The organism is Jeotgalibaca arthritidis (genome assembly GCF_011100465.1).
Lineage (GTDB): Bacteria > Bacillota > Bacilli > Lactobacillales > Aerococcaceae > Jeotgalibaca > Jeotgalibaca arthritidis.
The window spans coordinates 1885420-1909072 of the sequence record NZ_CP049740.1 but is presented as its reverse complement, the minus strand read 5'-3'; the positions used below and the strand labels follow the sequence as shown (position 1 = coordinate 1909072).

Genomic DNA, 23653 nt, shown 5'->3' with positions numbered 1-23653 from the left:
TGCAACAAATGTCTATAGTCAGATCATATTTTTTGTTTATTTTTTTAACTATAACATTTCCACCTCACATTACGTTAGATTTCTATGCGCATTTAGATGGATTGTGGTAAACTTATACTAACGATTGTATCGAAAATACAAAAAAGACCAGTTTGGCGTTAAATTGTTTTTTCAATGCGAAAAATATAGAAATACCAGGAGTGATCATATGTTATTTAAAGTGACTTATCAAGAAAACAAAATTGTGATTCCGACAAGAGAATCCACAGAATCGCTTTACATCGAAGCTGAAAACCAAGTTGAAGCAAGACGTATATTAGAAGAAAATACCCCCTATAATATTGAGTTTATACAACCATTAGAAGGAAAGCATCTGGAGTATGAACAACAAAATCCAGACTTCCAAGTAACGGTGTTTCCTCAATGAAACCAAATATTCGTAACAACGAAGTAGGAGTATTCGCCTTAGGGGGACTAGGCGAAATCGGAAAAAACATGTATGCCGTACAATACCAAGATGAAATTATCATTTTGGATTCCGGCGTAATGTTCCCAGAAGATGATCTTCTAGGAATCGATTATGTTATTCCAGATTATTCTTATTTAGTGCAAAACCAAAGTAAAATTAAAGGTCTTTTCATCTCTCATGGTCATGAAGACCATATCGGTGGCGTACCTTTCCTCTTAAAAGAGCTGAACATCCCTATTTATGCAGGTGAAATTGCGCTTGCATTAATCCGTAATAAACTTGATGAACACGGCCTTTTAAGAGATGCAGAATTACATGTTATTAAAGATGAAACAGTTGTAAAGTTCAGAAAGACAAGCGTTAGCTTTTTTAGAACAACTCACAGTATCCCAGATACAAGAAGTATTGTTGTAAAAACACCACCAGGTAACATTGTCTTTACAGGTGACTTTAAGTTCGACTTAACACCGGTTGATGGCAACCCTGCTGACTTGCATCGCATGGCAAAGCTTGGCGATGAAGGTGTGTTACTTCTAATGAGTGACAGTACCAACGCTGAAGTGCCTGGCTTCACACAGTCTGAACGCACTGTTGGCCAATCGTTATCCAACATCATTCAACGTATCGATGGTCGGATTATCTTTGCCTCTTTTGCTTCTAATATCTCTCGTCTACAACAGGTAACCGAGGTAGCATTGGAGACGGGAAGAAAATTGGCGGTCTTTGGCAGAAGTATGGAGAATTCGTTCCAGACAGCTAGAGAATTAGGTTATATTGTTGCACCAGATGATACGTTTATCGATGCTCGTGAAATTAACCAATACCCTGCTGATAAAGTTTTAATTCTATGTACAGGTGCTCAGGGTGAACCGATGGCTGCGTTAAGTCGTATCGCTAATGGCACTCACCGTCAAATCAGCATCCAACCAAGCGACACTGTTATTTTCTCAAGCTCACCGATTCCAGGTAACACTGGTAGTGTTAATCGCGTCATCAACCAACTTTTAGAAGCTGGTGCACGTGTGATTCACGGTAAAGTAAATAATGTCCATACTTCTGGACACGGTGGACAAGAAGAACAGAAATTGATGCTTCGTCTAATGAAACCAAAATACTTTATGCCGGTCCACGGTGAGTTTCGCATGTTGAAAATCCACGCTAGCCTAGCTGAGCAATGTGGTATTCCAAAAGAAAATAGCTTTATCATGGAAAATGGTGACATTCTTGCCTTAACAAACGATACTGCTCGTCCAGCGGGTAACTTCCCTGCTGCTGATGTTTATGTTGATGGTAAAGGAATCGGCGATATCGGAAATATCGTTTTACGTGACCGTCGCATCCTATCACAAGATGGTTTGGTTGTTGTCGTCCTAACAGTCGATTTCAAAACAAAACAATTAGCTGCTGGTCCAGATATCTTATCACGCGGATTCATTTATATGCGTGAATCGGGCTCTTTAATTAGCGAAGCACAGTCATTGATTAAACAAGAAGTTAATCGGACACTATCACATGATGATAAAATAAATGAAAAACGTCTAAAAGATGCCATTATCGATGTTGTTCAACCTTTCTTATTCGAGAAAACAGAACGCCGTCCAATGGTTGTACCGGTTATCATGCCGTTATAATGACAATAAAAAGGTTGGAGAATTTTTCTCCAACCTTTTTTGCTGTTAAAACTATAAAAAAAGCCATCTTTTTAAGACAGCCTCGTTTACATTTATTCTGTTATTTTGTGGAAAAGGTAAGCCGGTTCATTTAATTTCTCATCAAAGGCAACTTCCAAATTATACCCTGCAAAAAACCATTCATCATTCTCTTCGATAAAGTAAGAGATATCATTCACTCTTTTAAGAGCAACGACATTTTCTGGTTCTGCAACTTGGATACCAACAGAAAAACCGTCATGAATCGGGCTATCGCCATAAATCTTTGCTAAAAAACGAACACCATTATTGTTTGTAATAGCCATTTCTTCTTCAAACCATTTTTGTGCTTTTTCTGTAACTGTAATTTCCATATGCTTACGCCGGATCAAACACTTCCGACTCCTCCTCTCAATTTCTTGCTAAATCAATTATAACACAGATAAACAAACTGTATCAACATTATGAACTTATCGTAAAACAAAACTTATTAAAACAGGGTTAATTAGAGAAAAAACAGTAGTTAAATAAAATAATAACAGCTTATTTGATTAGCTGATGTTTGAAGGCATAAATAGTTGCTTGTGTCCGATCTTCCACTTGTAGTTTCGATAATATGTTCGATACATGAGTCTTAACGGTCTTCAGCGTAATGAAGAGTTGATCAGCAATATCCTGATTGGAGTGTCCTTCTGCAACTAATAGGAGCACTTCCATCTCACGAGATGTTAAATCTTCATGTAAGTAATGCTCTGCTTTTCGTGTCAGTTTTTCAAGCATTTTATCGGTCACTTCAGGTTCTAAGACACGCTCACCTTTATAAGAAGATCGAATAGCATCCGCAATTTCATGAGCAGATGAGGTTTTTAACATATAGCCTGCTGCACCTGCTTCTAAAGCAGGATAAACCTTCTCATCATCAATAAAGCTCGTTACAATAATAATCTTTGCTTCTGGCCATTCCTTTAGAATTAGTTTTGTGGATTCTATCCCATCCATGACGTCCATCACCAAATCCATCAAAATAATATCTGGACGATGTTCTAGCGCCATTTTATACCCTTCCTGACCATCGCTCGCTTCTCCGATTACCTCAATATCGTCTTGAATCGATAGGTAGGCTGAATAGCCTAAGCGGACCATTTCATGGTCGTCTACAATTAACACACGGATCATTTCATTTCACAACCTTTTCAATCATTCATCGTATTAGGAATTCGAATTTCAACAATAGTCCCTTGAGATGGGAAACTGATTATCTTACAAGTCCCACCTAGACCACTCACTCTCTCTTGAATATTTGCTAAGCCATAAGACCCTGCTTTTTTCACTTGGCTATCAAAGCCCACACCGTCATCAAAAACGCGCAAACTAATTTCGTTGATATTCTGAGTCAGGTATACTTCTAATGTTTTTGCCTTAGCGTGACGAAGGGTATTCGACAATAGTTCCTGGATAATCCGAAAAAGATGGTCTTCGACACCAGGAATCGTATCAATCGGCATAATCTCCCACTTAATTTTGATTTGTATTTTTGTTTTCAGTTCGTTTAATAATTGCTCAATTCCTTTTTTAAGGGTCTTCCCTTCAAGCTTAACAGGTCTCAAATGAAGCAGTAAGGCTCTCATTTCCGATTGTGACTCGTTGACAATTGACTCCACCAATCGCAACGATTGTTGGATCTTTTCAGGTAAGGTATCAGAACGTTCATTCAATGCCGATAACATCATCATTGCTGCAAACAATTGTTGACTCACTGAATCATGCAATTCTCTTGCAATCCGATGACGCTCATTTTCTAGAATTTCTTCTTTGCTTTCTTTACCAATTAATTGGGGTGCACTGCTCAATTCTTGTACTTCCCTTGATAAATGAACCAACTTGTTTCGCAACTGGCTTATCTCTTCCCTAATGGCACTAGACCCATCTCTCGAAAGGACTGAAGACTCCAAGCCATCTAATTGCTCGTCCAAATTATAATTACCTATATTTAAACTATGTAGTCTATCAACAACGTTGCGTTCGATCCGAGTTAAGTTATAGTAAATAACCCATGAAAAAACAAGCGAGAAGCCAATAATAAATACCGGCATGACCATAAAAATAGGAACTTTAAATAAATTTTCAATATCAACTAAGTCTCTAAAATTTAAAAGAGGTCGAATCGAGAATAATGTTGCAAAAACAGTGACTAAGAGTATGGATAAAATAATGAGAAAGGTTTTGAAAAAAAGTTTTCTTCTCATAAATAAATCACCTCAAAATCACCAAAAAAACTATTTGAGACAATTTTTATTTTCCGACTCGCTTCAGCATAATCATCACTATAAAGAATTAAAGTCTCATTTGATAATTGATAGGTTTCATGTTGAAACGTCACCTGCCCTTGAAGCGTAGAATGATGAAGAGAAACCCCTACACCTGCTGGTACGATAATCCGAGTCTGTCCGAAACCTTTTCTAATCAATATTATGTTTTCTTCAGCCGGCAATAGTGTATTACCTAAATCAATAATCGTATCTCCCATTAAAACAGACATATTGATATTATTCCATTCAAAAATGTGGTTCCCAATCGTTTGATTGCCCATCCACTTTTGCTTTAAACGTTCACCTGAATGATCAATGGGCCTTTCAACTTCTATTCCTGTATAACTTTTTTTATTCCATGGAAAATCAACCCAATTACTAATATTCAAATCTGAGAATAATTGATCCCCATTCATAATTAAATAAAAGACTGCTAAAATCAGCATAAACCAAACTGTAAAAACAGATAGTAGACTAAAAATGATTAAGGATAGCCCGATCCAAAATAACAGACCATTTTTACGGCCTTTTCTACTGCCTAATTTTAGCAAAATGGAACCACCGATAATAACTGCTAACAATTCGTTATTTTCAATCAATAAAAATAACGTTAATAGGAGCAACATTGCTTCCAAGAAAAGAAATAGTTTAAATGTTTGGCGGCGCAAATGCTTCCCCTCCTTCACCTTTTCTTTTATTATACCGAATTATGACACATGAAGATGTGCACCTAAGATGGAAGCTTCTCTCAGCCTAAAGTCTTAGTCAGCTTCATCTTATCATTAAACGAAAAAAATCAGAACAATAAATGTTCTGATTTCTTATTTTAAGACTATTAAATCATTTTTACGTCAGTAATTTTTACAATCATTTCGCCACCTGGTGTTGCGATGCTGACTTCGTCACCGACTTTTTTACCTAATAAAGCTTTAGCAATAGGTGAATCGTTTGAAATTTTACCTTCTAGCGGGTTAGCTTCTGCACTACCAACGATTGAATAGGATTCCTCATCATCGTAAGGTAGTTCAACAAATGTCACTGTACGTCCCAGTGATACCACATCTGCTTCAATATTTTTATCATCAATAATTTCAGCGAAACGAATCATTTTTTCAAGCGTTGAAATACGACCTTCAACAAATGCTTGTTCATCCTTAGCTGATTCGTATTCTGAATTTTCGGATAAGTCACCATAGCTACGTGCAATTTTAATGCGTTCTACGATTTCTTTTCGTTTGTTAATTTTTAAATCTTCTAATTCATCTTCTAATTTACGTTTTCCATCTAAAGTCATTGGATAAACTTTTTCAATCATACTACCTTCTCCTTTTTTGCCATGTTTAATCCACAATAAAAATGATAGCGTTTTAATTCTTTCTACTGGAAAGAGAGTTTATTTTTACGAAATCAGGCATTCGCAAGGCTATGCGAATACCTGTATCAACGGCTATTTTTACTGTTTCGTTGTTTCTGCTTAACAATGATAATAAAATAACATCATCTGCATAAAAAAGCAATTATTATTTTATTTTTTCTAGTCTTTTGATGACTCTTGAAGAATAGAGGCAATTTTCGTCGTCATTAAATCAATGGCAACCTGATTCTTACCACCTTCAGGAATAATAATATCGGCAAACTTTTTAGTCGGCTCAATAAATTGGTGATGCATTGGCTTAACAACTGATAGGTATTGATCAATAACACTATCAAGTGTACGGCCTCTCTCTTCAATATCACGCTTAATACGACGAATAATGCGAATATCGTCATCCGTATCAACATACACCTTAATGTCCATCAGGTTACGTAATCTTTCGTCCTCTAGAATCAGAATCCCTTCAACAATAATAACTTCCTTAGGGTCTCTTGGAATCACTTGATTACTTCTAGTGTGGTTTGCATAATCATAAACAGGTTGCTCGATACTCTTATAATGAATCAAGTCTTCTAAATCCGAAATAAAGCGATCATTGTCAAAGGCAAACGGGTGGTCATAGTTTGTCTTTAAGCGCTCTTCAAACGGTAAATGACTTTGATCCTTATAATAATAATCTTGTTCTAATAGTAATATTGATAAGTCCGAAAACTTCTCAAAAATCGCTCGGCTAACCGATGTTTTTCCACTACCCGATCCACCGGTAACCCCAATCACGATTGGTCTCTTCATATTTACGTTCACTTCCATCTATCTTAATAATTATTCTGCTTCTGATTCGCTATCGGGCACTTTAATGTACTTGTCTGACAGCTCTAGGTGTTCTTCGTAAGTTTCAGCGAAGTAAACTTCCCCTGTCTCTAGATCAGCCAAGAAGTAATAATAATCCGTTTCAATTGGATCTAATACCGCTTTAATGGCGTCTTCTCCTGGGTTATTAAATGGCCCTGGCCCCAAGCCTTTGTTAACATAAAGGTTATAAGGTGAGTCAACTTCTGTATCTGCATAGGTTACAAACTCTTTATGTTCTCCTAATGCGTAAAGAATACTAATATCTGATTGAATAGCCATATCCGTTTCTAAACGATTTAAGAAAACATCCGCAATCATTTGACGGTCTTCATAGCTAACACCCTCTTTTTCTACTAGAGAAGCGAGTGTTAATACTTGATGCACGGTCATTCCAGATTCTTTAATCTCAGTCAAATAGGGTTTAATAACCTCATTCGTTTTTCTGACCATTTCATAAATGAGATCTTCAACTGTATAGTCTGACAAAATATCATAGGTCGCTGGGAACAAATAGCCTTCTAATCGATAATAATACAAGTCTTCTTGCTTCAAATCTTCCGTTATAAGCTCTGGAAAATCAGCTGCAAGTTTATCGATAAAGGTAACATCCGCAATGACTGATAAAAATTCTTGTTCAGTATAATCTGTTTTTTCTGAAAACTCCTGAGCAATTTCAGCAACCATGGCTCCTTCTTTCACCAAGATTTTATTATCTTCTGATAATGGTGCTGATGTTCCACCAGCCTCTAGCGTTGCAATCACTTGGTCTAATTCCATAGATGGAGAGAATTCATAAAAACCAGCTTGAAAATCAGATGCATTTTGTGTCTTCATATAATAATTAAAGACCGTTGCATCTTTAATTATGGTCTCTTCTTCCAATATCTCTGCGATTCGTTTTGTTGAAGAACCCATGGGTATTTCGACTTCTACAGTCGTTTGATTATTAGAATCAAGCGGTTTGAGAGCAGTCGTGATGTAGTTGTAACCTACAATTCCGACAATCAAAATTAAGAGAATACCTACAAAAATAATTGAAAAAACAATTTTCTTAATTAGTGAGTTTTCTTTTTTTCTCATAACCCATTTTTCCTCAAATTCTGTTTGTGGCGTAGCTGGCTTCTTATTCTTGCTACGCATCTTTTCGGTTTGTCTGGTATCGTCTTTCACCAAATACGAACCTCCTTCTCCAACATTTTCAGTCATAACATACTTAACTCAAATCATTATACATGAAAACTATGAAAAGTGAGTAATTTTAACTATTTTTTATCTATTTCTAAAGTTTTCACCAAAATAAAGGGTTGGGATTTTTGTCCCAACCCTTTATTTCATAGTCTTTAGTTCATGTCTTCGTCTTCGATAAATGTGTTTAGAACTTCTTCAATCATATCCCATTCTTCTTCGGTTTCGATTGGTTCTAAATCGCCCTCAGTTCCGTCAGCATTTTCAACGTAAGAGTAAGCTTGTAATTCAATTTCGTCACCTTCAGGAACACCTGCTGGGTAAACTAAAACGTATGATTTACCAAAATCATCTGATTCAAACGTAAATAATACTTCGTATAGTTCTTCATTACCATTTTCATCTACAATTGTAATATGTTCATGGTTATGGTGGTCATGGTCGTGATCATGGTTATGATCGTGATTATGTTCTGTCATATTAACACCTCGTTATAGTATTTAAGTCATTTTAACCTTATTCAGATTCAATTGCTAATGATATTTCAATGTGCATCCAAATAATTTTGCAATAGAATAACCGCAGCTAGTTTATCAATAACTTTTTTTCTTTTCTTACGTGATACATTGCCTTCATTAATCAGCATCTTTTCAGCTTGAACTGTTGTTAGTCGCTCGTCAACATAATCAACTTCTAAACCAGTCTCAGCCTTAACTAAATCGCCATAGGCTATAGAAGCTTCTGCTCTAAAACCGATACTGTTATCCATATTCTTAGGAAGGCCAATCACGACTTTCTCAACTTCATATTCAGCAATGAGCTCTTTTAAACGGTCCATGCCAAACTTTTCTTCTTCTTCATTGATTTGAATCGTTTCAATACCTTGTGCGGTCCATCCCATTAGATCACTTACAGCAACACCTACTGTTTTAGACCCCACATCTAATCCCATTATTCTCATGATTGTTCACGATCAGTTACTGATAAATAACTTTTCAGTAATTCTTCCATAATTTCATCACGTTCAAAACGACGGATCATGTTTCTCGCATCGTTATGACGTGGAATATAAGCTGGGTCTCCTGACAAGAGGAATCCTACAATTTGATTAACCGGGTTGTAACCTTTTTCTTCTAGTGCTGCATAGACTGTTGTCAAGGTATCTCTCACATTCTCTTTTTGATAGTCATCGAAGTTGAATAACATCGTTTCGTCTTTTGAATTCATTTAGACACCCCATTTTTATGATATACCCATATTTTACAGGACTTAAACTCAAACTACAACCGTATCGGTCAAAGAAATGAAACCATTATCATAGTCTGAATGCTATTTCTCTGATAAGTAAGTGACTGCTCGTTTTAAGGCATCTGAAATACCGGCCGGGTTCTTTCCACCTGCTTGAGCCATGTCTGGACGGCCTCCGCCACCACCACCTACTAGAGGTGCGATTTCCTTAATAAGGTCACCCGCCTTAATACCTGCTGTTACCTTATCTTTAGAAACAGCAGCTAATAAGCTAACTTTCCCATCTAAGTCTGATGCGACAACAAAAACATCTGAAACGGATTGTTGACGCCATTGGTCAGCTAATTGACGCAAGGCATTCATATCTTGGTTTTGAATGTGATACGTAATCACACTTACACCGTTAGCATCTTGAATATCATCAAAGATACTTTGTGATTCTGCCTTCATTAATTTTGCATTAAGTGAGTCATTTTCAGCTTGAAGGTCTTTTAGTTCTTCCTTCAAGGTTTCAATACGTTTCGCTACTTCTTTAGTTTGTGGTGCTTTGACTAAGTGCGCAGCTTCTTGCAGTTGCATTTCTTTTTGTCGGAAATATTCATATGCTCCTTGACCTGTGACAGCTTCGATACGTCGTGTTCCAGCGCCAATTCCTGATTCAGATAGAATTTTAAACAAGCCAATATCTTGACTGTTTTGAACGTGGACACCACCACATAATTCAATCGAGTAGTTCCCAATTTTAACAACACGAACTTCTGAGCCGTATTTCTCACCAAACAGTGCCATCGCGCCTAATTCTTTCGCATGGTCAATGCTTGTTTCGATTGTTTCAACTTGTAAAGCATCCCAAATCTTTTGGTTAACTTGGCTTTCCATTTCGATAAGTTCCTCAGCTGTTACTTGTCCAAAATGAGTAAAGTCAAAACGCAAATGATTTTCTGATACAAGTGAACCCGCTTGGGTTGCATGACTACCTAAAACATCACGTAATGCTTGGTGTAACAAGTGAGTTGCTGTATGGTTTTTCGTAATACTTCTACGACGACCTGCATCAACTTCAAGTGTGTAAACAGTGTTTGCTGTCATGGTTGCCTTAACTTCAACAATATGTAAGTTTTGACCATTTGGTGCACGTTTAACATCTGTTACAAGAGCAACAACTTGATTGTTATCGTCTTTGATAACGCCTGTATCAGCTACTTGACCACCCATTTCAGCATAAAATGGTGTTTGATTGAAAATGAATTGTGCTGTTTGGCCATCTTCAATTTGTTCTTTTAATTCATCATCAGCAACTATAGCAGACAACTCCGCTGTTAATTCTGTACGGTTGTAACCCACGAATTCACTCGGAACAATAATGTCCGCTAAGATAGCTGATTGCACGTTAAATGAATCTTCCACTTGTCTAGCCGCACGTGCACGGTTACGTTGGTCTTGCATGGCTTCATTGAAGCCATCACGGTCAACAGTAAAGCCTTTTTCCTCCGCATATTCTTCTGTTAATTCAAGCGGGAATCCATAAGTATCATACAATTTAAACGCATCTTCGCCAGAAATAACAGTTTCCTTACGATCAGTCATTTTTGCAAAAACGTCTTGTAAAATGTCTAAGCCACCATGAATGGTTTCTTGGAAACGTTGTTCTTCGTTAGTAATCACTTTGATAATAAAATCTTGGTCTGCCTTAACTTCTGGATAATAGTCTTCCATAATTTCAGCGACAACAGGAACCAACTCAAATAAGAATAAACGATTGATACCCAGTTTTTGGCCGTGCATGACAGAACGGCGAATTAAACGGCGTAAGATGTAGCCTCTACCTTCATTAGAAGGAAGTGCACGATCACCAATCGCAAAACTAACGGCACGGATGTGGTCTGCAATAACTTTGAATGATGTATCAACTTTATTATCTTCTCCATAACGAACACCGTTGCTTAAAGCTTCAATCTTTTTGATAATCGGCATAAATAAATCGGTTTCGAAGTTTGTCGGTGCATCTTGAATAATGCTAACAACGCGCTCTAATCCCATACCCGTATCAACGTTTTTGTGTGGCAATGCTTCATAGCTACCATCTGGTTTGTGATTGAATTCAGAAAATACTAAGTTCCAGATTTCTAAATAACGCTCATTTTCGCCACCTGGATACATTTCTGGATCTTCATCCGGAAGATCTTGGTAAGCTGGTCCACGATCATAAAAGATTTCAGTATCTGGTCCACAAGGTCCGGCACCAATATCCCAGAAGTTATCTTCAATAGGAACAATATGGTCTTCTGATAATCCTACTTTTTCCATCCAAATTCGTTTTGTATCTTCGTCTTGCGGGTAGTAAGTCACATAAAGTAATTCAGGATCAAACGCTAACCATTCTTCACCAGTTAAAAACTCCCATGCCCAAGGAATAACCTCTTCCTTGAAATACTCACCAATTGAGAAGTTACCTAACATTTCGAATAGCGTGTGGTGTCTTGCTGTTACCCCAACATTTTCAATATCGTTAGTACGGATACTCTTTTGTGCATTGGTAATTCTTGGATTTTCTGGAACAATTGTACCATCAAAATATTTTTTAAGTGTTGCAACACCTGAGTTAATCCATAACAAGGTTGGATCATTAACAGGTACTAAGGACGCACTTGGTTCAACCTGATGGCCTTTTGAAGCCCAAAAGTCTAAGAATAATTGACGAACCTCACTACTTTTCATTTGTTTCATTTATTTCGACTCCTTATATCTTCTTATTTTGAAGAAACAAAAAAACACCCCACAGCATTCAAGGGCGTTTGACCGCGGTACCACCTTGATTGCAATGGAATGTTACCATTCTTCATTACTTCTTAAAAGCCGATATCGCTGGCAGCGATGGTATTTCTACCACATTACTAAAAGGGAGCATCATCCAGACTGTCCCCTTTCACCAATGGCAGACTCTCTACTGTTTCTAAATGATATGGCCTTTTATAATCGTTATAAGTATAGCTAAAATAAAGCCTTGAAGCAAGCATATTTTGACATTTCAACCCACTATCACAATTTGTTAAAAGTTCATAATCGTGATAAGATTAGACATTATATCTTACGTTTATTAGAAGGAGTATCTGATGACCATTCGCTATCATATCATCGCCAATCTTCATTCAGGATCGGGAAAGGGTAGAAAAATTGCCCTAGATGTTCACCGTATTCTGGATAAACAAGCGATTCCTTTTACCTTTTACCAAACTGAATACCGCAAACACACTATTACGCTTATCCAAACTATTGCTAGACAACTTAAACAAGACGAGCGAATCCTCATTATTGGCGGTGACGGTACCTTACATGAAGCTGTCACAGGGTTAATTCAAGCTAATTTAAAGATTCCAGTTGCCTACTTGCCAGCAGGAACTGGCAATGACTTCGCACGATCGATTGGAATGAGTAGCCATTATAAAACTGTTTTGAAAGCTATTCTAAAAGCTGACCACCCTACTCTCATTGAATGTTTTATCTATCGTGACGAGGAGAAAGACGTGAAAGGCATCGGTCTTAATAGCTTAGGTATGGGCTTTGACGGTAAAATCATTCAAATTCTTAATGACAAACACACTAAAAAAACAATACTATCAGCTGTTGGCTTAGAAAAACTTATTTACTTAAAGAGTATTTCTTCTGCCTTTAAAGACAGAAAAACCTTTGACATTTCTGTCACTGTTGACGGTGAAACCTATACTGATTCAGATATTCTTATTGTAGGTGCGATGAACCATCCTTATTTTGGCGGGGGAATTAAGATTGATCCTGAATCCCAATCCAACAATCATGAATTAGCAGTGATGATGATTAAAAACATGGCCTTTCCAGAGCTCGTTAAATTATTGACTAAGGTACTAACAACTGGCAGTCATATTCACTCTGAGCATTTTCGCCGTATCAGTGGCAAAGAAATTGCTATTCAAGTTATGGCCACTGCCCCTACCCAAGTGGATGGTGAATCCCTAGCAGAAGATGACTACCACTTTAATTTTGAATTAGCATCATTTTTACTGTGGCAGTAAAGAAAAAGCGTTAGAGAATCTTATTCTCTAACGCTTTTTCTATTAATGAATAAAGTCATAAGGTGACATATCAGCCATCCCAATCATTGGATCAATATTACCCTTTTGGATTTTTTCAATTGTTAGCTGATAATCAGGTTCAGTTACAGTGGTTTCAAACTCTTCAACGACTTGACTAATTGTTTCTTGCTTAATCGGTTCAGCTTCAATAATAATTTTATCGCTATTTTGATGGCGAACCACTTTCTCAATCAACATGGTTTTTCTCAAATCACCAGTATTTTTAATAGCAAATTCAAATGCTTCCACTTCACCACACAAAATTAACTTACTTTTACTACGAGTTACGGCTGTATAAAGTAAATTCCGCTTTAGCATACGGCCATATTGACGCACCATGGGTAAAATGACCATCGAAAACTCGCTACCTTGAGCCTTATGGATGGAGCAGCAGTAGGCTAATGTAAATTTGTTCCAATCATTCCTTTTATAGGTGACTTCCACACTATCAAAAACAACCGTTATCTCATCTACTTTATCTTCTGTTTCCTTCGCATATTGAATGCTGACAATTTCACCAATATCACCATTAAAAATATTTAGTTCCGGCTGATTAACTAACTGAAGAATTTTATCGCCTACTCGGTATAAGGCATCGAAATACTGAGCTTCTCTTCTTCGTTTATCAGGATTTGGATTTAGAATATCTTGCATCATGACATTCAAAGCATTAATACCAGCCGGCCCCTTATACATAGGTGCCAGTATTTGAATATCCTTAGCAGTATATCCTTTGGCCTTTGCTTTTTCCACAACAGTACGAATGAGTGGTTCAATCTGATTCGCCTGACAAGTAAAAAACGACCGGTCATTATGATTACGAGTAAAGTCAGGAGCAAGTTGCCCTTCTTTGATTTCATGGGCTAAAGGAATAATTGAAGATCCACCCGCTTGGCGATAGATACGTCTTAGTTCAACCTGAGGAATAACTTGGCTACTCAATAAATCAAACAAGACTTGTCCTGGTCCAACTGATGGTAATTGATCTTTATCACCAACAAAAATAACTTGCATACCGGCAGGAATAGATTTTAACAAACGATTCATCAGCCATGTATCGACCATAGATGACTCATCAATAATTAGCAGTTTCCCCTCTAATTCTTGTGTATAGACGTCATCATTGGGATTTTCTTGACCGGTTAATCCTAGTAGACGGTGAATGGTACTACTTGGAATACCAGTCATTTCATTCATCCGTTTAGCAGCCCGACCTGTTGGTGCTGCCATAATAATGGGATAAATACCATTGAGGTACTCCATTGAATTAACAGGAAGATCATTCAATTCACAAAACAGATTAACAATCCCATTTAATACCGTCGTTTTCCCCGTACCAGGGCCACCCGTTAAGATAAAAAACGGCCGCGTTAAGGCTTGCTCAATCGCATCAGCTTGAATATCGTCATATTGAATGTTCAGTTTATCTTCCATTTTACTAATTTCTTTTTTGAAATCGACACCTGGATAGTCAATACTTTTATCCTTCTTCAAAAAGCGGTACAGACTAGATGCAATTCCCTCTTCTGCAAAAAATAAAGAGGGCAATGCAAAGCGTTTTTGATCCTCGACGAGTTCCATATTCTCGACCATTTCAACGACACTTTCAATCAAGAGTTGATCCTCGATAACGAAACGGCGGCTTGTTTCAAGCAGTTGCAACGAACGATCAAATAATTCATTACTTTCAACATAAGTATCACCATTGGACAAACATAGATCTTGAACGGTTGAAATAATAGCCCCTTTAATTCGGTTCTTATCGTCTGCTTCAATATCAAGCTCCATAGCGAGTTGATCGGCTCGTTTAAAGCCAATACCATCGATATCTTGGATTAACTGATAAGGATTTTCTCTCACGATTTGCAGTGTTTCTGTTTTATAAACTTGCATAATAGCCGCAGCTTGATGATTCGTAAACCCTAAATTAGCAAGTTCAATAATCGTCTTTTCAGTCCCTTGAACTTGTTGGAGGACATCGTAAATCATCTGTCTTTTTTTCTCATTTAAACCTGAAACCTGCTTCAAACAATCTGGATGATCTAAAATAGCATCTATGGCTTGTTCCCCAAGCGTATCAACGATTTTCTCAGCTGTTCGCTTACCTATTCCAGGGAAACGGTCACTAGATAGGAAGGCAATCATCCCATTTTTTCCAGTCGGTTTCTCTCTTTCGTAACTGATGGCTTGAAATTGAATACCATACTTTGGATGAGTGACAGCTGTACCTGTAAAACGATAAACGGTATCCAAGCTAATATCACCAAAATTACCAGTGACAACAATTTCGTCCTTATCAATAGGGAAATTATTTTCATGAAGTTCGATTAAGAGAACTTTATAAAAGTTCGATGGATTTTCAAAAAAGACAGCTTTTAATTCTCCTAATAAATAAGGCTGCTCATTCGTTTCCATAAGTCGACCTCTCCTTTCCCTTTGTTATCATAGTTTTCATTATAACCTAAAATCAGTCTTAAAAAAACTGCCTCTCACCTAAGTCTTAGCTATAAAAAAAGCCAGGACTCTTGTCCCAGCTCGATAATGATTAAATGTATTGTAATTCTTCTTGGTTTTGGAATGCTTTGTCAATAATACCGCCACCTAGACATTCCATGCCATCGTAAAATACGACTGCTTGCCCCGGTGTAATCGCACGAACGGCTTCATCAAAGACAACTTTTGCTTCTGTTTGATCGTCACTTAACGTTACGGTTACTTTTGTATCTTTTTGACGGTAACGGAATTTAGCCGTACAAGTAAATGTTGTTGGCATTTTTTCAGTACGCGTAAAATGAATGTCTGAAGCTAATAGGTAGTCTGCATATAAACGCTCATGGTGATAGCCTTGCCCAACTAATAAAGTATTGGTAGCTAATTCTTTACCAACAACAAACCAAGGATCATCTGTTTGGCCACCGCCACCGATGCCCAAACCTTTACGTTGGCCAATCGTATAATGCATCAAACCAGCATGTTCGCCCATTTTCTTACCATCTAAAGTGACCATATCGCCAGATACAGCTGGTAAATAAGTCGATAGAAACGTTTTAAAGTTTTTCTCTCCAATAAAACAAATACCTGTTGAATCTTTTTTCTTAGCTGTTGCTAATCCTGCAGCTGCAGCGATTTCTCTTACTTGTGATTTTTCCATGCCACCTAATGGGAACATTGTTTTTGATAATTGTTCTTGCGATAGTTGATTTAAGAAGTAGGTTTGGTCTTTATTATTGTCCACGCCTCTCAATAAATGAGAAACACCCTCTTCATCCCTTACCACTTGCGCATAGTGTCCTGTTGCAACATAGTCCGCCCCTAAATCCATGGCATAATCCAAGAAAGCTTTAAATTTGATTTCTTTATTACACATAACGTCTGGATTAGGAGTGCGACCTTTTTTGTATTCATCTAAAAAGTATTGGAAGACTTTATCCCAATATTCCTTTTCAAAGTTTACAGAATAATAAGGAACACCAATTTGTTGTGCTACAGCTTGAACATCTTTGTAATCTTCAGTTGCTGTACAAAATCCAAATTCATCCGTGTCATCCCAATTTTTCATAAAAATACCAATGACATCATAGCCCTGTTCTTTTAGCAATAAGGCTGTTACTGAAGAATCGACGCCACCACTCATTCCTACTACAACTCTGATGTTTGCATTGTTTTCCATTGTCACATCCTCCTCCCTTTCTCGCTACTTCCAAAAAATAAGTAGCATTTACACAAGATAAAATATTACACTATTCATCTCTATATTTCAAGCCCTTTTACTTACTTTATAAAAGTAAGTAGTAATAATACCAATTGGTGCAACGGGTAATAGCTGTACCCTAGCCACTTGGGCAAAGGTGGCAATCGCCAATTCATTTTGACAAGAATCGGAATCAATGCCAACAAAGCAACGGATTGAATGGTTGATGCGAAGAAAACGTGTAAAACTAGTAAACTGACTATGCCCCACCATTTATTTTTATAGAGCATGATATAAATACCCCATCCCATTAAAAAACCATAGATCCCATATTCTGTTAGGTTGCTTAATAACAATGCAATCGGAAATAGTTTTATATGTTCTAAGGAAAAGGCAAAAATCGCTAATGTGAATAGGATATTAAACGGATTGCCAATCTGGATTGTAACGATCATACTGATTAGCCCCGTAACAACAAGCCTCAGTAGGTAGTGATTCATATTCTTTGTCCGCTGAACCCCTTCTATGGTCGTGTAAAGGAATAGGGGAAATGCCAATCGTCCAATGATTCTTAGCCATAGTTGAGAAGGAAATAAAAAGTAACCAATATGATCAATCGTCATCGTTATAATGGCTAGCCACTTAATGGTATTCGTTTTTTGATTCATAACGTCTCCTCTCTAACTAAAAAAGGAGAAGACAGCTGTCCACTCCTTTTATCTTTAATCAAAGTATACTGTTTCTCCCTTGTTAAGCCAAGAATAAAGCAAACCGATTAACAAACCGCCACCTACATAATTACCAATCAAAGCAAATAGCCAATTTTTCAAAACAGCTAGTACGCTCATTCCTTCAATCATGCCTCCATTTGAAAAGAATGCCATGGCAAATGATGAGAAGTTGGCAATAACGTGCTCAAATCCTAGGAAAGCAAAAATAAAAATAATAAAGACTGTTGCAAATAATTTTCCGGCATCATCTTTCATACGAGCTGATGCAATAATAGCTGTATTAACAATAATATTAGCAAAAATACCTTCCGATAGTATTTGAGAGGTTGTTTTAGAAAGTTTAGCAGTAACCGTTGTATATAAATAGTGATCACTTGCTAATTGTTGAAAAGTTGACGTTTGACAGATTAACCAAGCCGAGATAATTCCACCAACTAGGTTACAAATAATACACGTCAATAAAATTTGGCCTGCTCGTTTAGGAGAAACAACACGGCGGTGCATGCCGGCTGTCATATACATCATGTTACTTGTTCCGAGTTCAGCATCCATATAGATAATCATCACTAACGACCATGAAAACATAAATGAATAGAAAAACTTACCTAATGAGGGATCAATATGATTCCCTTTATCGCCTACCATCACTGCTATAGCTGTTCCGATGGTTAAAAACATACCTGAAAAAAAAGCTCTTACCATATATTTAGGAATAGAGTGTGTAAATAAGTGGTCTTTCTTTCTTGCATTTTTATCAATGACTGACATTAGACCTTGGTTATCCAGTTCCAATCATGTCAACTCCCTTTTGTGATTTACTGAATTAGTATAGCATATTTCAAGAAAACAGCAATAGAGATATTGACTATAAAAGTTGAAAACACAATGTTTGTTCACATTTAATCCCTATGTGACAATAAGAACAGCTTAGTCTGTTTTGTATATAGAGCCCGTCATTTTAAATTGTATCTTACACCTGCAGAAAAAAACTAGCAGCAAAACGTTTAAATAACGTTTTGCTGCTAGTTTTAAGCTTCTCGTATGACGTTTTCTTCAATCAAACTTGCTAAAATATAGTTAATGTTTTCAACAACTGTTTCCATATTGGCTTTACCATAGACATCTAAAGTTTTTAATCCATTAGCTGTTGTTGTTGACATACGTAAGCTGTCTAAGTCTTTAGAAACAAGAATTTTTAACATAACCGACTGATTACTATTTAGTGGGCTCACGTCACGGAAATATTGAAAATTCCCTGTTTTCGTTTCCTGAAAGCCATTATCTCTTAGTGCGTAGCGTTTGACATCATCGTGAAGACGGTAGCTTTTTGATGACCCTTTTAAAGTTGTTACTTTATCATATGCCATATTGCGACTCCTACCTTTTTTATTTTATTCTAGCACAAGACTAGGCCACTTGCTAGTTGTCTGAGTAACGACTTTGAATGTGTGCGATTAAGTCAGCCAATATGACCATGTCTTCTTTCGTATTTTCTTTTCCAAAAGAAAGACGAATGGATTCAAGGATGCGGCGGCTATCCTTACCGTACATGGCTGTTAAAACATGGCTAGGTTCAAGACTGCCAGCTGTACAAGCTGATCCAGCTGAAATAAAGATTTGTTTTAAGTCGCATTGAATCAAAAATTTATCCGATTGAATGTTTGGTAAATAAAGACTTAGAATATGCGGCAAGCCATCATCTACCATGCCGTTCACTTGGTAAGCAACATCTCGCTTAGTCAGCTCATCTAGTAAATGTTGTTTTAATTCAGCTTTATAGAGATTGTTAGCTTGACGCTTAGCTAGCATATTCTCAACTGCTTTTGCAAAACCAACAATATAGGGTGTATTCTCAGTTCCTGCACGGTGGTCATTTTCTTGTGTGCCACCATGAATATAATGAGGTAAATGCAAATCATTGCGACGGAATAAAAAGCCAATGCCTTTTGGTCCATTGATTTTGTGGGCAGTCACTGATAACAAATCGATATGATGATCATCCACTGCTATCTCCTGCGATCCGTATGCTTGAACAGCATCTGTATGAAAGAGTGCTTGGTGTTCTCTTACAATTTCACCAATTTCCTTAATCGGATTAATCGCTCCGACTTCATTGTTCCCATAAATAATCGAAACTAAAATAGTATCCGGTCTTAGCGCTTCAGCAACTTGTTGCGCAGTCACGCAGCCTGTATCATCAACTGGCAAATAGGTCACCTCAAAGCCGAGTGTTTCTAAATACTGCATCGGATGAAGTACGGAATGGTGCTCGACTGCCGTCGTAATGAGATGCTGACCTGACTCTCTTCTAGCTAAAGCAGTGCCAATAATTGCGGTATTATTCGATTCCGATGCACCACTTGTTATAATCAAATCTCTTGCCTCAGCACCAATCGAATTCGCAAACACCCGTCTAGCATCTTCTACTAGCTTACGAGCGTCTCTTCCTTTTTGATACAGGCTTGAGGGATTGCCATATTGATGGCGTAGTGCTTCTTCTATCACACTGACCACATCTGCATCAATCGGTGTAGTTGCGGCATGGTCTAAATAAATCATCTGATTTCCTTCTTTCTCTTCGGTTAGACAGTTAAGGTATAGCTCTTAAGCCACTCCGATAATTGACGGTTCAATTCAAGCTCTGCTTTAGTAAACAAGCGCTCTGCTTTCTCATCGATTGTTGGTATCAATTGATGGGCTTTCTCAATGTCTTTTTCAATAAACAAGGCATAGGCAGCTTGCGGAATCGCTACACGACTATAGTAATTCTTTAAAGCTGGATACTCTTCAATAATCGTCATATCTGCCTGAACGGCGTCCTTACGTCCAAAAATAGCATTACAAAATACTTTTTCTACCATAATAATTCTGACATAAGGAGATTTTAAATAGCTCTCTTTAGAAGTCAAACTCGTTAAAATTTTGTCTGCTTCTGGAAAATCTAACTTTTCTAAAAGCTGTTGATAATAAATAAGAACAAGGTACTCCCCTAATAAGCTTGTTTGCGCTTGGCCAGATTTAACTTCTGTAAAGTAATCAGCATCCAATTCCCCATAGGTTTTCCCTGATTTTAACAAAGCGACAACAGTCATTTGCTTAAAGTACAACTGTTTTTCTAGGGGTGATTTGCTAATTTGGCTGATTGTGAGGCCATCTGACAAGCCATATGGCAAAGCGTTGGCTAAAAATAAATACATGGGTACCAGTGAGAAGATAAACGCAAATACACTCCATTTACCTTCTAGGAAAAAGGCACCGCCATATAAAAAGCCAGCAGTTAATAAGTTTACAATTAACCCACCTGCTAAATAAAGAAGGTAGGGTTGTTTATCTGTCGGAGGCGCCATCAAACACTGACCAGCTAAACCAGGTGACTGACGATTTTTACGCGTCGGCGTTTTAGAATTGGCATCGTATTGAAAAAATGGCAGTTGTAAATAAAGTAATTTATAACCTGTTAACCAACCAAAAAATAAATGTCCCAATTCGTGTAAAACAAGATGAAACATTACTGAATAAAGGGCTAATAAGAAAACTAAAAATAACTCTAAAAATGGAATATCTTGAAAAACTACCGTAAAGCTCAATTGATTAGCGATAAAGTAGGCAGCTCCCATAGCAATTAATACCATGAATACGAGCAAACGTTGACCGATTTTCATTTTTATTTCCCACCTTTTTCTTTAATTGTCATTTCCGGGAATAAGCGATCTAGTATATCACGTGTTAAGCGTCGTGATTCCCCTTCAAATGGATAAATATGCATCATCATCATGGGGTTGAAGTTCGCTTCGATCACACCATAGCCTGGGTTTTCTTTTGTTGATGGTTGCTGATAGTCTTTAATCATCATATCCATGCCTGAAATGGTTGCGCCTAAAACAGTTGCCATCTGTGCTGCTAATTGCTTGTATGACTCATCCATCTTATCCGTATAATCAATCGAATCGCCACCGGTACTCACATTGGAATTATCTCTTAAATAAACACGACTAGCTGCTTCAGGAATATCATCTACTTGATAGCCTTGTTCTTCCAAGGTCATCAACTCAATGTCTCCTAGTTCTATTTTTTCAAGCGGGCTGCGGTGGTTTTTCCCTCTTAATGGGTCTTCATTTTTCATAGCGACTAATTCTTTAATCGTATGAATGCCATCCCCCGTCACATTCGCCGGCACACGAAGCAAAACAGCCTTGGTTTCTTCACCAATAACAAAGAAACGATATTCTGTTCCTTCAACAAAATCCTCTACTAAAATGGTATCGTCCTCTTTAAGAGCAATAGCAACGGCTTTAGTAAAGTTAGCTAAATTAGCTCCTTCTTTAAAAATAGAAATACCTAAACCATAGTTAGTAGATTTTGGCTTAACAACAAAAGCTTTGTTGGCAAAGAGTTGATAGTCTCTAACCGCTTGTTCTTGATTTGTATATTCCATACTAGCTGGCACAGAAAACCCGTGTTTAGCTAGTATTTTTTTTGTGACGACTTTATTTTCCATAATGAGTGGTGATATGTAGCTATCAAGAGCGGTCATATTACCATTTTTAACGTACTCTAAATGGTCGCCATATTTCAACGAAATAAATTGGTCGCTGCGGTCAAGGATAGAAATCTCTAACCCTTGTTGAATGGCATCAAATAACAAAATTTGAGTCGATAATTCCATATCCTCAAATCCTGTTAAGGCATAAGGACGCTCTAATGATGTCTCTTTATAGTGAACAGCTGATTGAGTAGCCCACTCAGATAAGTCAATACCCTCTTCTTCCATAGTGACTAATTGACCACTAATTGTTTTTTCAGGTTGAAGAAAGGCTTGGTATTTGTCTTTAGCAATGCTAACTAAGTCAAGTGGTGCGTCTATTTCTTCCAACATGGCTAACAAACCTGTCATCATTTGAAGCCCCTCTTCTTGGAAGGCAGATAGCTGTAAAGGGTGTTCAAAGGCAGTTTGACTATTCATGTCACGACCCTTTTGCCAATCAGCTTCATTAGTTGCTTCGTCTATCCATAATAAATACATAAAGAAGCTATGAACAAAGGACATGTCTGCTTTAGAAATACCATATTTACTAAAGGGGTTCAGGTCAAACAAACGGAACTCCAGATAGGCAACGCCATTTTCAAGAACTTGTCTAGCTTTTTTACCACCACGAAAACGAACGGGTGAATAGAATTCTTTTTCTTCAATTAATTTTCCTTCTGAAACCATTCGTTCAATGCTTTCAACATATTCTTCTAAACTATTAAACGATACGTTGACATCCTCGTTATTGACATAGCCATACTTGCTACTTCTTAAACTTCTAATATAGCCACTTGGAATATCATCTGGGATGGTATTATCTTGGAAGTAGTTATCTTTTACTTCAACTGAAGCACCTAATAGATAAGTTAACATCCACTGGTATCTTAGGAAATTGTGGGTTAATTTAAAGTAAACCGCTGTTTGAAATTCACGAAATGTTTGAATATCATTTTGTTTTTCATAGAGTGCTTGAAGAAAGTCAGGATGAAATTCAAAGTTAAAGTGGATGCCACTCATCATTTGTTTTTTCTTTCCATAGACTTTTGCTAAATAATCGCGGTAGCGAACGTCTTCTTTATTATCCAATTTAGCAATGTGAATCATGTCTTCTTCAGGCATGTGAATCGGCAAACTGAAAGGAAGCATATACTCATCTTCATTAAGCGAAGCATGGACCACATCATGAATAGCAGCCAACCAATCTTCAACTTCTTGCACACTCTCTACTGGTGGTGTAACAAGTTCCAACTGACTTTCTGCAAAGTCCGTTTGAATATAAGGATGAAAAGTTCGGTTACCAAATAAATGAGGGTGCTCACTCTCCGTAATCGTTCCGTCCCTCAAAATGCGTTGGGATTCTTTTTCTACCCCAAAAATCGCTTTTGTAAATAAGTTCTCGAACTTATTATCTTTGATGATTGTTTTGATATTCATCTACACTACTCTCTTTCATCTACATTTTTACACTAGTTCTATTATAGCTATAAACCATGCATTTGATAAGTCA

At 37.2% G+C, this 23653-nt stretch carries 22 protein-coding genes; 3 read left to right on the top strand and 19 right to left on the bottom strand.

Annotated elements, in window-relative coordinates; all coding sequences use genetic code 11:
- Positions 1-208: 208 nt before the first annotated feature.
- Positions 209-427, top strand: a complete 219-nt coding sequence (locus G7057_RS09660; RefSeq protein ID WP_076766548.1) for a DNA-directed RNA polymerase subunit epsilon — start codon at positions 209-211, stop codon at positions 425-427.
- On the top strand, positions 424-2100 hold the full coding sequence (gene rnjA, locus G7057_RS09655) for a ribonuclease J1 (protein WP_166163323.1): 1677 nt from the start codon (positions 424-426) through the stop codon (positions 2098-2100). Before G7057_RS09660 ends, rnjA begins: the two co-directional genes overlap by 4 nt.
- A gap of 92 nt (positions 2101-2192) precedes the next feature.
- Here rnjA and G7057_RS09650 read toward each other — a convergent pair whose 3' ends face one another.
- The 11 genes from G7057_RS09650 to alaS form a co-directional block, all read right to left on the bottom strand.
- On the bottom strand, positions 2193-2492 hold the full coding sequence (locus G7057_RS09650; protein ID WP_076766552.1) for a HesB/YadR/YfhF family protein: 300 nt from the start codon (positions 2490-2492) through the stop codon (positions 2193-2195).
- A 169-nt stretch (positions 2493-2661) separates the two neighbouring features.
- On the bottom strand, positions 2662-3294 hold the full coding sequence (locus G7057_RS09645) for a response regulator transcription factor (RefSeq protein ID WP_166163320.1): 633 nt from the start codon (positions 3292-3294) through the stop codon (positions 2662-2664).
- A gap of 17 nt (positions 3295-3311) precedes the next feature.
- Positions 3312-4364 carry a sensor histidine kinase gene (locus tag G7057_RS09640; RefSeq protein WP_166163317.1) on the bottom strand — a complete coding sequence of 351 codons (1053 nt, stop codon included), beginning with the start codon at positions 4362-4364 and terminating at the stop codon, positions 3312-3314.
- Positions 4361-5095 carry a cell wall-active antibiotics response protein LiaF gene (gene liaF / locus G7057_RS09635; RefSeq protein ID WP_166163314.1) on the bottom strand — a complete coding sequence of 245 codons (735 nt, stop codon included), beginning with the start codon at positions 5093-5095 and terminating at the stop codon, positions 4361-4363. The genes G7057_RS09640 and liaF overlap by 4 nt, the downstream gene beginning before the upstream one ends.
- 167 nt (positions 5096-5262) lie before the next feature.
- Positions 5263-5742, bottom strand: a complete 480-nt coding sequence (gene greA, locus G7057_RS09630) for a transcription elongation factor GreA (RefSeq protein WP_166163311.1) — start codon at positions 5740-5742, stop codon at positions 5263-5265.
- 219 nt (positions 5743-5961) lie between these two features.
- Positions 5962-6594, bottom strand: coding sequence for a uridine kinase (udk, locus tag G7057_RS09625; RefSeq protein ID WP_405002617.1), 633 nt, complete (start codon positions 6592-6594; stop codon positions 5962-5964).
- 30 nt (positions 6595-6624) lie between these two features.
- Positions 6625-7794 (bottom strand): endolytic transglycosylase MltG, encoded by a 1170-nt coding sequence (mltG, locus tag G7057_RS09620; RefSeq protein ID WP_405002649.1) that lies wholly within the window; start codon positions 7792-7794, stop codon positions 6625-6627.
- A 200-nt stretch (positions 7795-7994) separates the two neighbouring features.
- Positions 7995-8318 carry a DUF1292 domain-containing protein gene (locus G7057_RS09615; protein ID WP_166163302.1) on the bottom strand — a complete coding sequence of 108 codons (324 nt, stop codon included), beginning with the start codon at positions 8316-8318 and terminating at the stop codon, positions 7995-7997.
- A gap of 65 nt (positions 8319-8383) precedes the next feature.
- Complete coding sequence (gene ruvX, locus G7057_RS09610; RefSeq protein WP_076766563.1) at positions 8384-8800, bottom strand: Holliday junction resolvase RuvX; 417 nt, start codon at positions 8798-8800, stop codon at positions 8384-8386.
- Positions 8797-9066, bottom strand: a complete 270-nt coding sequence (locus G7057_RS09605) for an IreB family regulatory phosphoprotein (RefSeq protein ID WP_166163299.1) — start codon at positions 9064-9066, stop codon at positions 8797-8799. Before G7057_RS09605 ends, ruvX begins: the two co-directional genes overlap by 4 nt.
- A 102-nt stretch (positions 9067-9168) precedes the next feature.
- Positions 9169-11814 (bottom strand): alanine--tRNA ligase, encoded by a 2646-nt coding sequence (gene alaS, locus G7057_RS09600; RefSeq protein WP_166163297.1) that lies wholly within the window; start codon positions 11812-11814, stop codon positions 9169-9171.
- A 386-nt stretch (positions 11815-12200) separates the two neighbouring features.
- On the opposite strand from alaS, the gene G7057_RS09595 reads away from it, so the two are divergent.
- On the top strand, positions 12201-13136 hold the full coding sequence (locus tag G7057_RS09595) for a diacylglycerol/lipid kinase family protein (protein WP_166163294.1): 936 nt from the start codon (positions 12201-12203) through the stop codon (positions 13134-13136).
- 42 nt (positions 13137-13178) lie between these two features.
- On the opposite strand, the gene recD2 is transcribed toward G7057_RS09595, so the two are convergent.
- The 8 genes from recD2 to gshAB all read right to left on the bottom strand — a co-directional run bounded on the left by recD2 (position 13179) and on the right by gshAB (position 23580).
- On the bottom strand, positions 13179-15611 hold the full coding sequence (gene recD2 / locus G7057_RS09590) for an SF1B family DNA helicase RecD2 (RefSeq protein ID WP_166163291.1): 2433 nt from the start codon (positions 15609-15611) through the stop codon (positions 13179-13181).
- A gap of 130 nt (positions 15612-15741) precedes the next feature.
- A complete protein-coding gene (gene mnmA, locus G7057_RS09585) occupies positions 15742-16866 on the bottom strand; it encodes a tRNA 2-thiouridine(34) synthase MnmA (protein ID WP_076766573.1) in 1125 nt (374 codons plus the stop codon).
- A gap of 101 nt (positions 16867-16967) precedes the next feature.
- Complete coding sequence (locus G7057_RS09580; RefSeq protein ID WP_166163288.1) at positions 16968-17555, bottom strand: TraX family protein; 588 nt, start codon at positions 17553-17555, stop codon at positions 16968-16970.
- Between the two features lie 54 nt (positions 17556-17609).
- Positions 17610-18410 carry a formate/nitrite transporter family protein gene (locus G7057_RS09575; protein ID WP_166163287.1) on the bottom strand — a complete coding sequence of 267 codons (801 nt, stop codon included), beginning with the start codon at positions 18408-18410 and terminating at the stop codon, positions 17610-17612.
- A 236-nt stretch (positions 18411-18646) separates the two neighbouring features.
- Complete coding sequence (locus G7057_RS09570; protein WP_166163284.1) at positions 18647-18985, bottom strand: DUF1831 domain-containing protein; 339 nt, start codon at positions 18983-18985, stop codon at positions 18647-18649.
- A 52-nt stretch (positions 18986-19037) separates the two neighbouring features.
- Positions 19038-20177 (bottom strand): cysteine desulfurase family protein, encoded by a 1140-nt coding sequence (locus G7057_RS09565; protein WP_166163281.1) that lies wholly within the window; start codon positions 20175-20177, stop codon positions 19038-19040.
- A gap of 23 nt (positions 20178-20200) precedes the next feature.
- Positions 20201-21280 carry a hypothetical protein gene (locus G7057_RS09560; RefSeq protein WP_166163278.1) on the bottom strand — a complete coding sequence of 360 codons (1080 nt, stop codon included), beginning with the start codon at positions 21278-21280 and terminating at the stop codon, positions 20201-20203.
- Between the two features lie 2 nt (positions 21281-21282).
- Positions 21283-23580 (bottom strand): bifunctional glutamate--cysteine ligase GshA/glutathione synthetase GshB, encoded by a 2298-nt coding sequence (gene gshAB / locus G7057_RS09555; protein ID WP_166163275.1) that lies wholly within the window; start codon positions 23578-23580, stop codon positions 21283-21285.
- Between the last annotated feature and the right edge of the window lie 73 nt (positions 23581-23653).

Excerpts from the sequence above, each read along its gene's own strand:
- G7057_RS09660 (WP_076766548.1), top strand. The coding sequence starts at position 209 with ATGTTATTTAAAGTGACTTATCAAGAAAACAAAATTGTGATTCCGACA.
- rnjA (WP_166163323.1), top strand. The coding sequence starts at position 424 with ATGAAACCAAATATTCGTAACAACGAAGTAGGAGTATTCGCCTTAGGG.
- G7057_RS09650 (WP_076766552.1), bottom strand. The coding sequence starts at position 2,492 with ATGGAAATTACAGTTACAGAAAAAGCACAAAAATGGTTTGAAGAAGAA.
- G7057_RS09645 (WP_166163320.1), bottom strand. The coding sequence starts at position 3,294 with ATGATCCGTGTGTTAATTGTAGACGACCATGAAATGGTCCGCTTAGGC.
- G7057_RS09640 (WP_166163317.1), bottom strand. The coding sequence starts at position 4,364 with ATGAGAAGAAAACTTTTTTTCAAAACCTTTCTCATTATTTTATCCATA.
- greA (WP_166163311.1), bottom strand. The coding sequence starts at position 5,742 with ATGATTGAAAAAGTTTATCCAATGACTTTAGATGGAAAACGTAAATTA.
- udk (WP_405002617.1), bottom strand. The coding sequence starts at position 6,594 with ATGAAGAGACCAATCGTGATTGGGGTTACCGGTGGATCGGGTAGTGGA.
- mltG (WP_405002649.1), bottom strand. The coding sequence starts at position 7,794 with ATGCGTAGCAAGAATAAGAAGCCAGCTACGCCACAAACAGAATTTGAG.
- G7057_RS09615 (WP_166163302.1), bottom strand. The coding sequence starts at position 8,318 with ATGACAGAACATAATCACGATCATAACCATGATCACGACCATGACCAC.
- ruvX (WP_076766563.1), bottom strand. The coding sequence starts at position 8,800 with ATGAGAATAATGGGATTAGATGTGGGGTCTAAAACAGTAGGTGTTGCT.
- G7057_RS09605 (WP_166163299.1), bottom strand. The coding sequence starts at position 9,066 with ATGAATTCAAAAGACGAAACGATGTTATTCAACTTCGATGACTATCAA.
- alaS (WP_166163297.1), bottom strand. The coding sequence starts at position 11,814 with ATGAAACAAATGAAAAGTAGTGAGGTTCGTCAATTATTCTTAGACTTT.
- G7057_RS09595 (WP_166163294.1), top strand. The coding sequence starts at position 12,201 with ATGACCATTCGCTATCATATCATCGCCAATCTTCATTCAGGATCGGGA.
- recD2 (WP_166163291.1), bottom strand. The coding sequence starts at position 15,611 with ATGGAAACGAATGAGCAGCCTTATTTATTAGGAGAATTAAAAGCTGTC.
- mnmA (WP_076766573.1), bottom strand. The coding sequence starts at position 16,866 with ATGGAAAACAATGCAAACATCAGAGTTGTAGTAGGAATGAGTGGTGGC.
- G7057_RS09580 (WP_166163288.1), bottom strand. The coding sequence starts at position 17,555 with ATGAATCAAAAAACGAATACCATTAAGTGGCTAGCCATTATAACGATG.
- G7057_RS09570 (WP_166163284.1), bottom strand. The coding sequence starts at position 18,985 with ATGGCATATGATAAAGTAACAACTTTAAAAGGGTCATCAAAAAGCTAC.
- G7057_RS09565 (WP_166163281.1), bottom strand. The coding sequence starts at position 20,177 with ATGATTTATTTAGACCATGCCGCAACTACACCGATTGATGCAGATGTG.
- G7057_RS09560 (WP_166163278.1), bottom strand. The coding sequence starts at position 21,280 with ATGAAAATCGGTCAACGTTTGCTCGTATTCATGGTATTAATTGCTATG.
- gshAB (WP_166163275.1), bottom strand. The coding sequence starts at position 23,580 with ATGAATATCAAAACAATCATCAAAGATAATAAGTTCGAGAACTTATTT.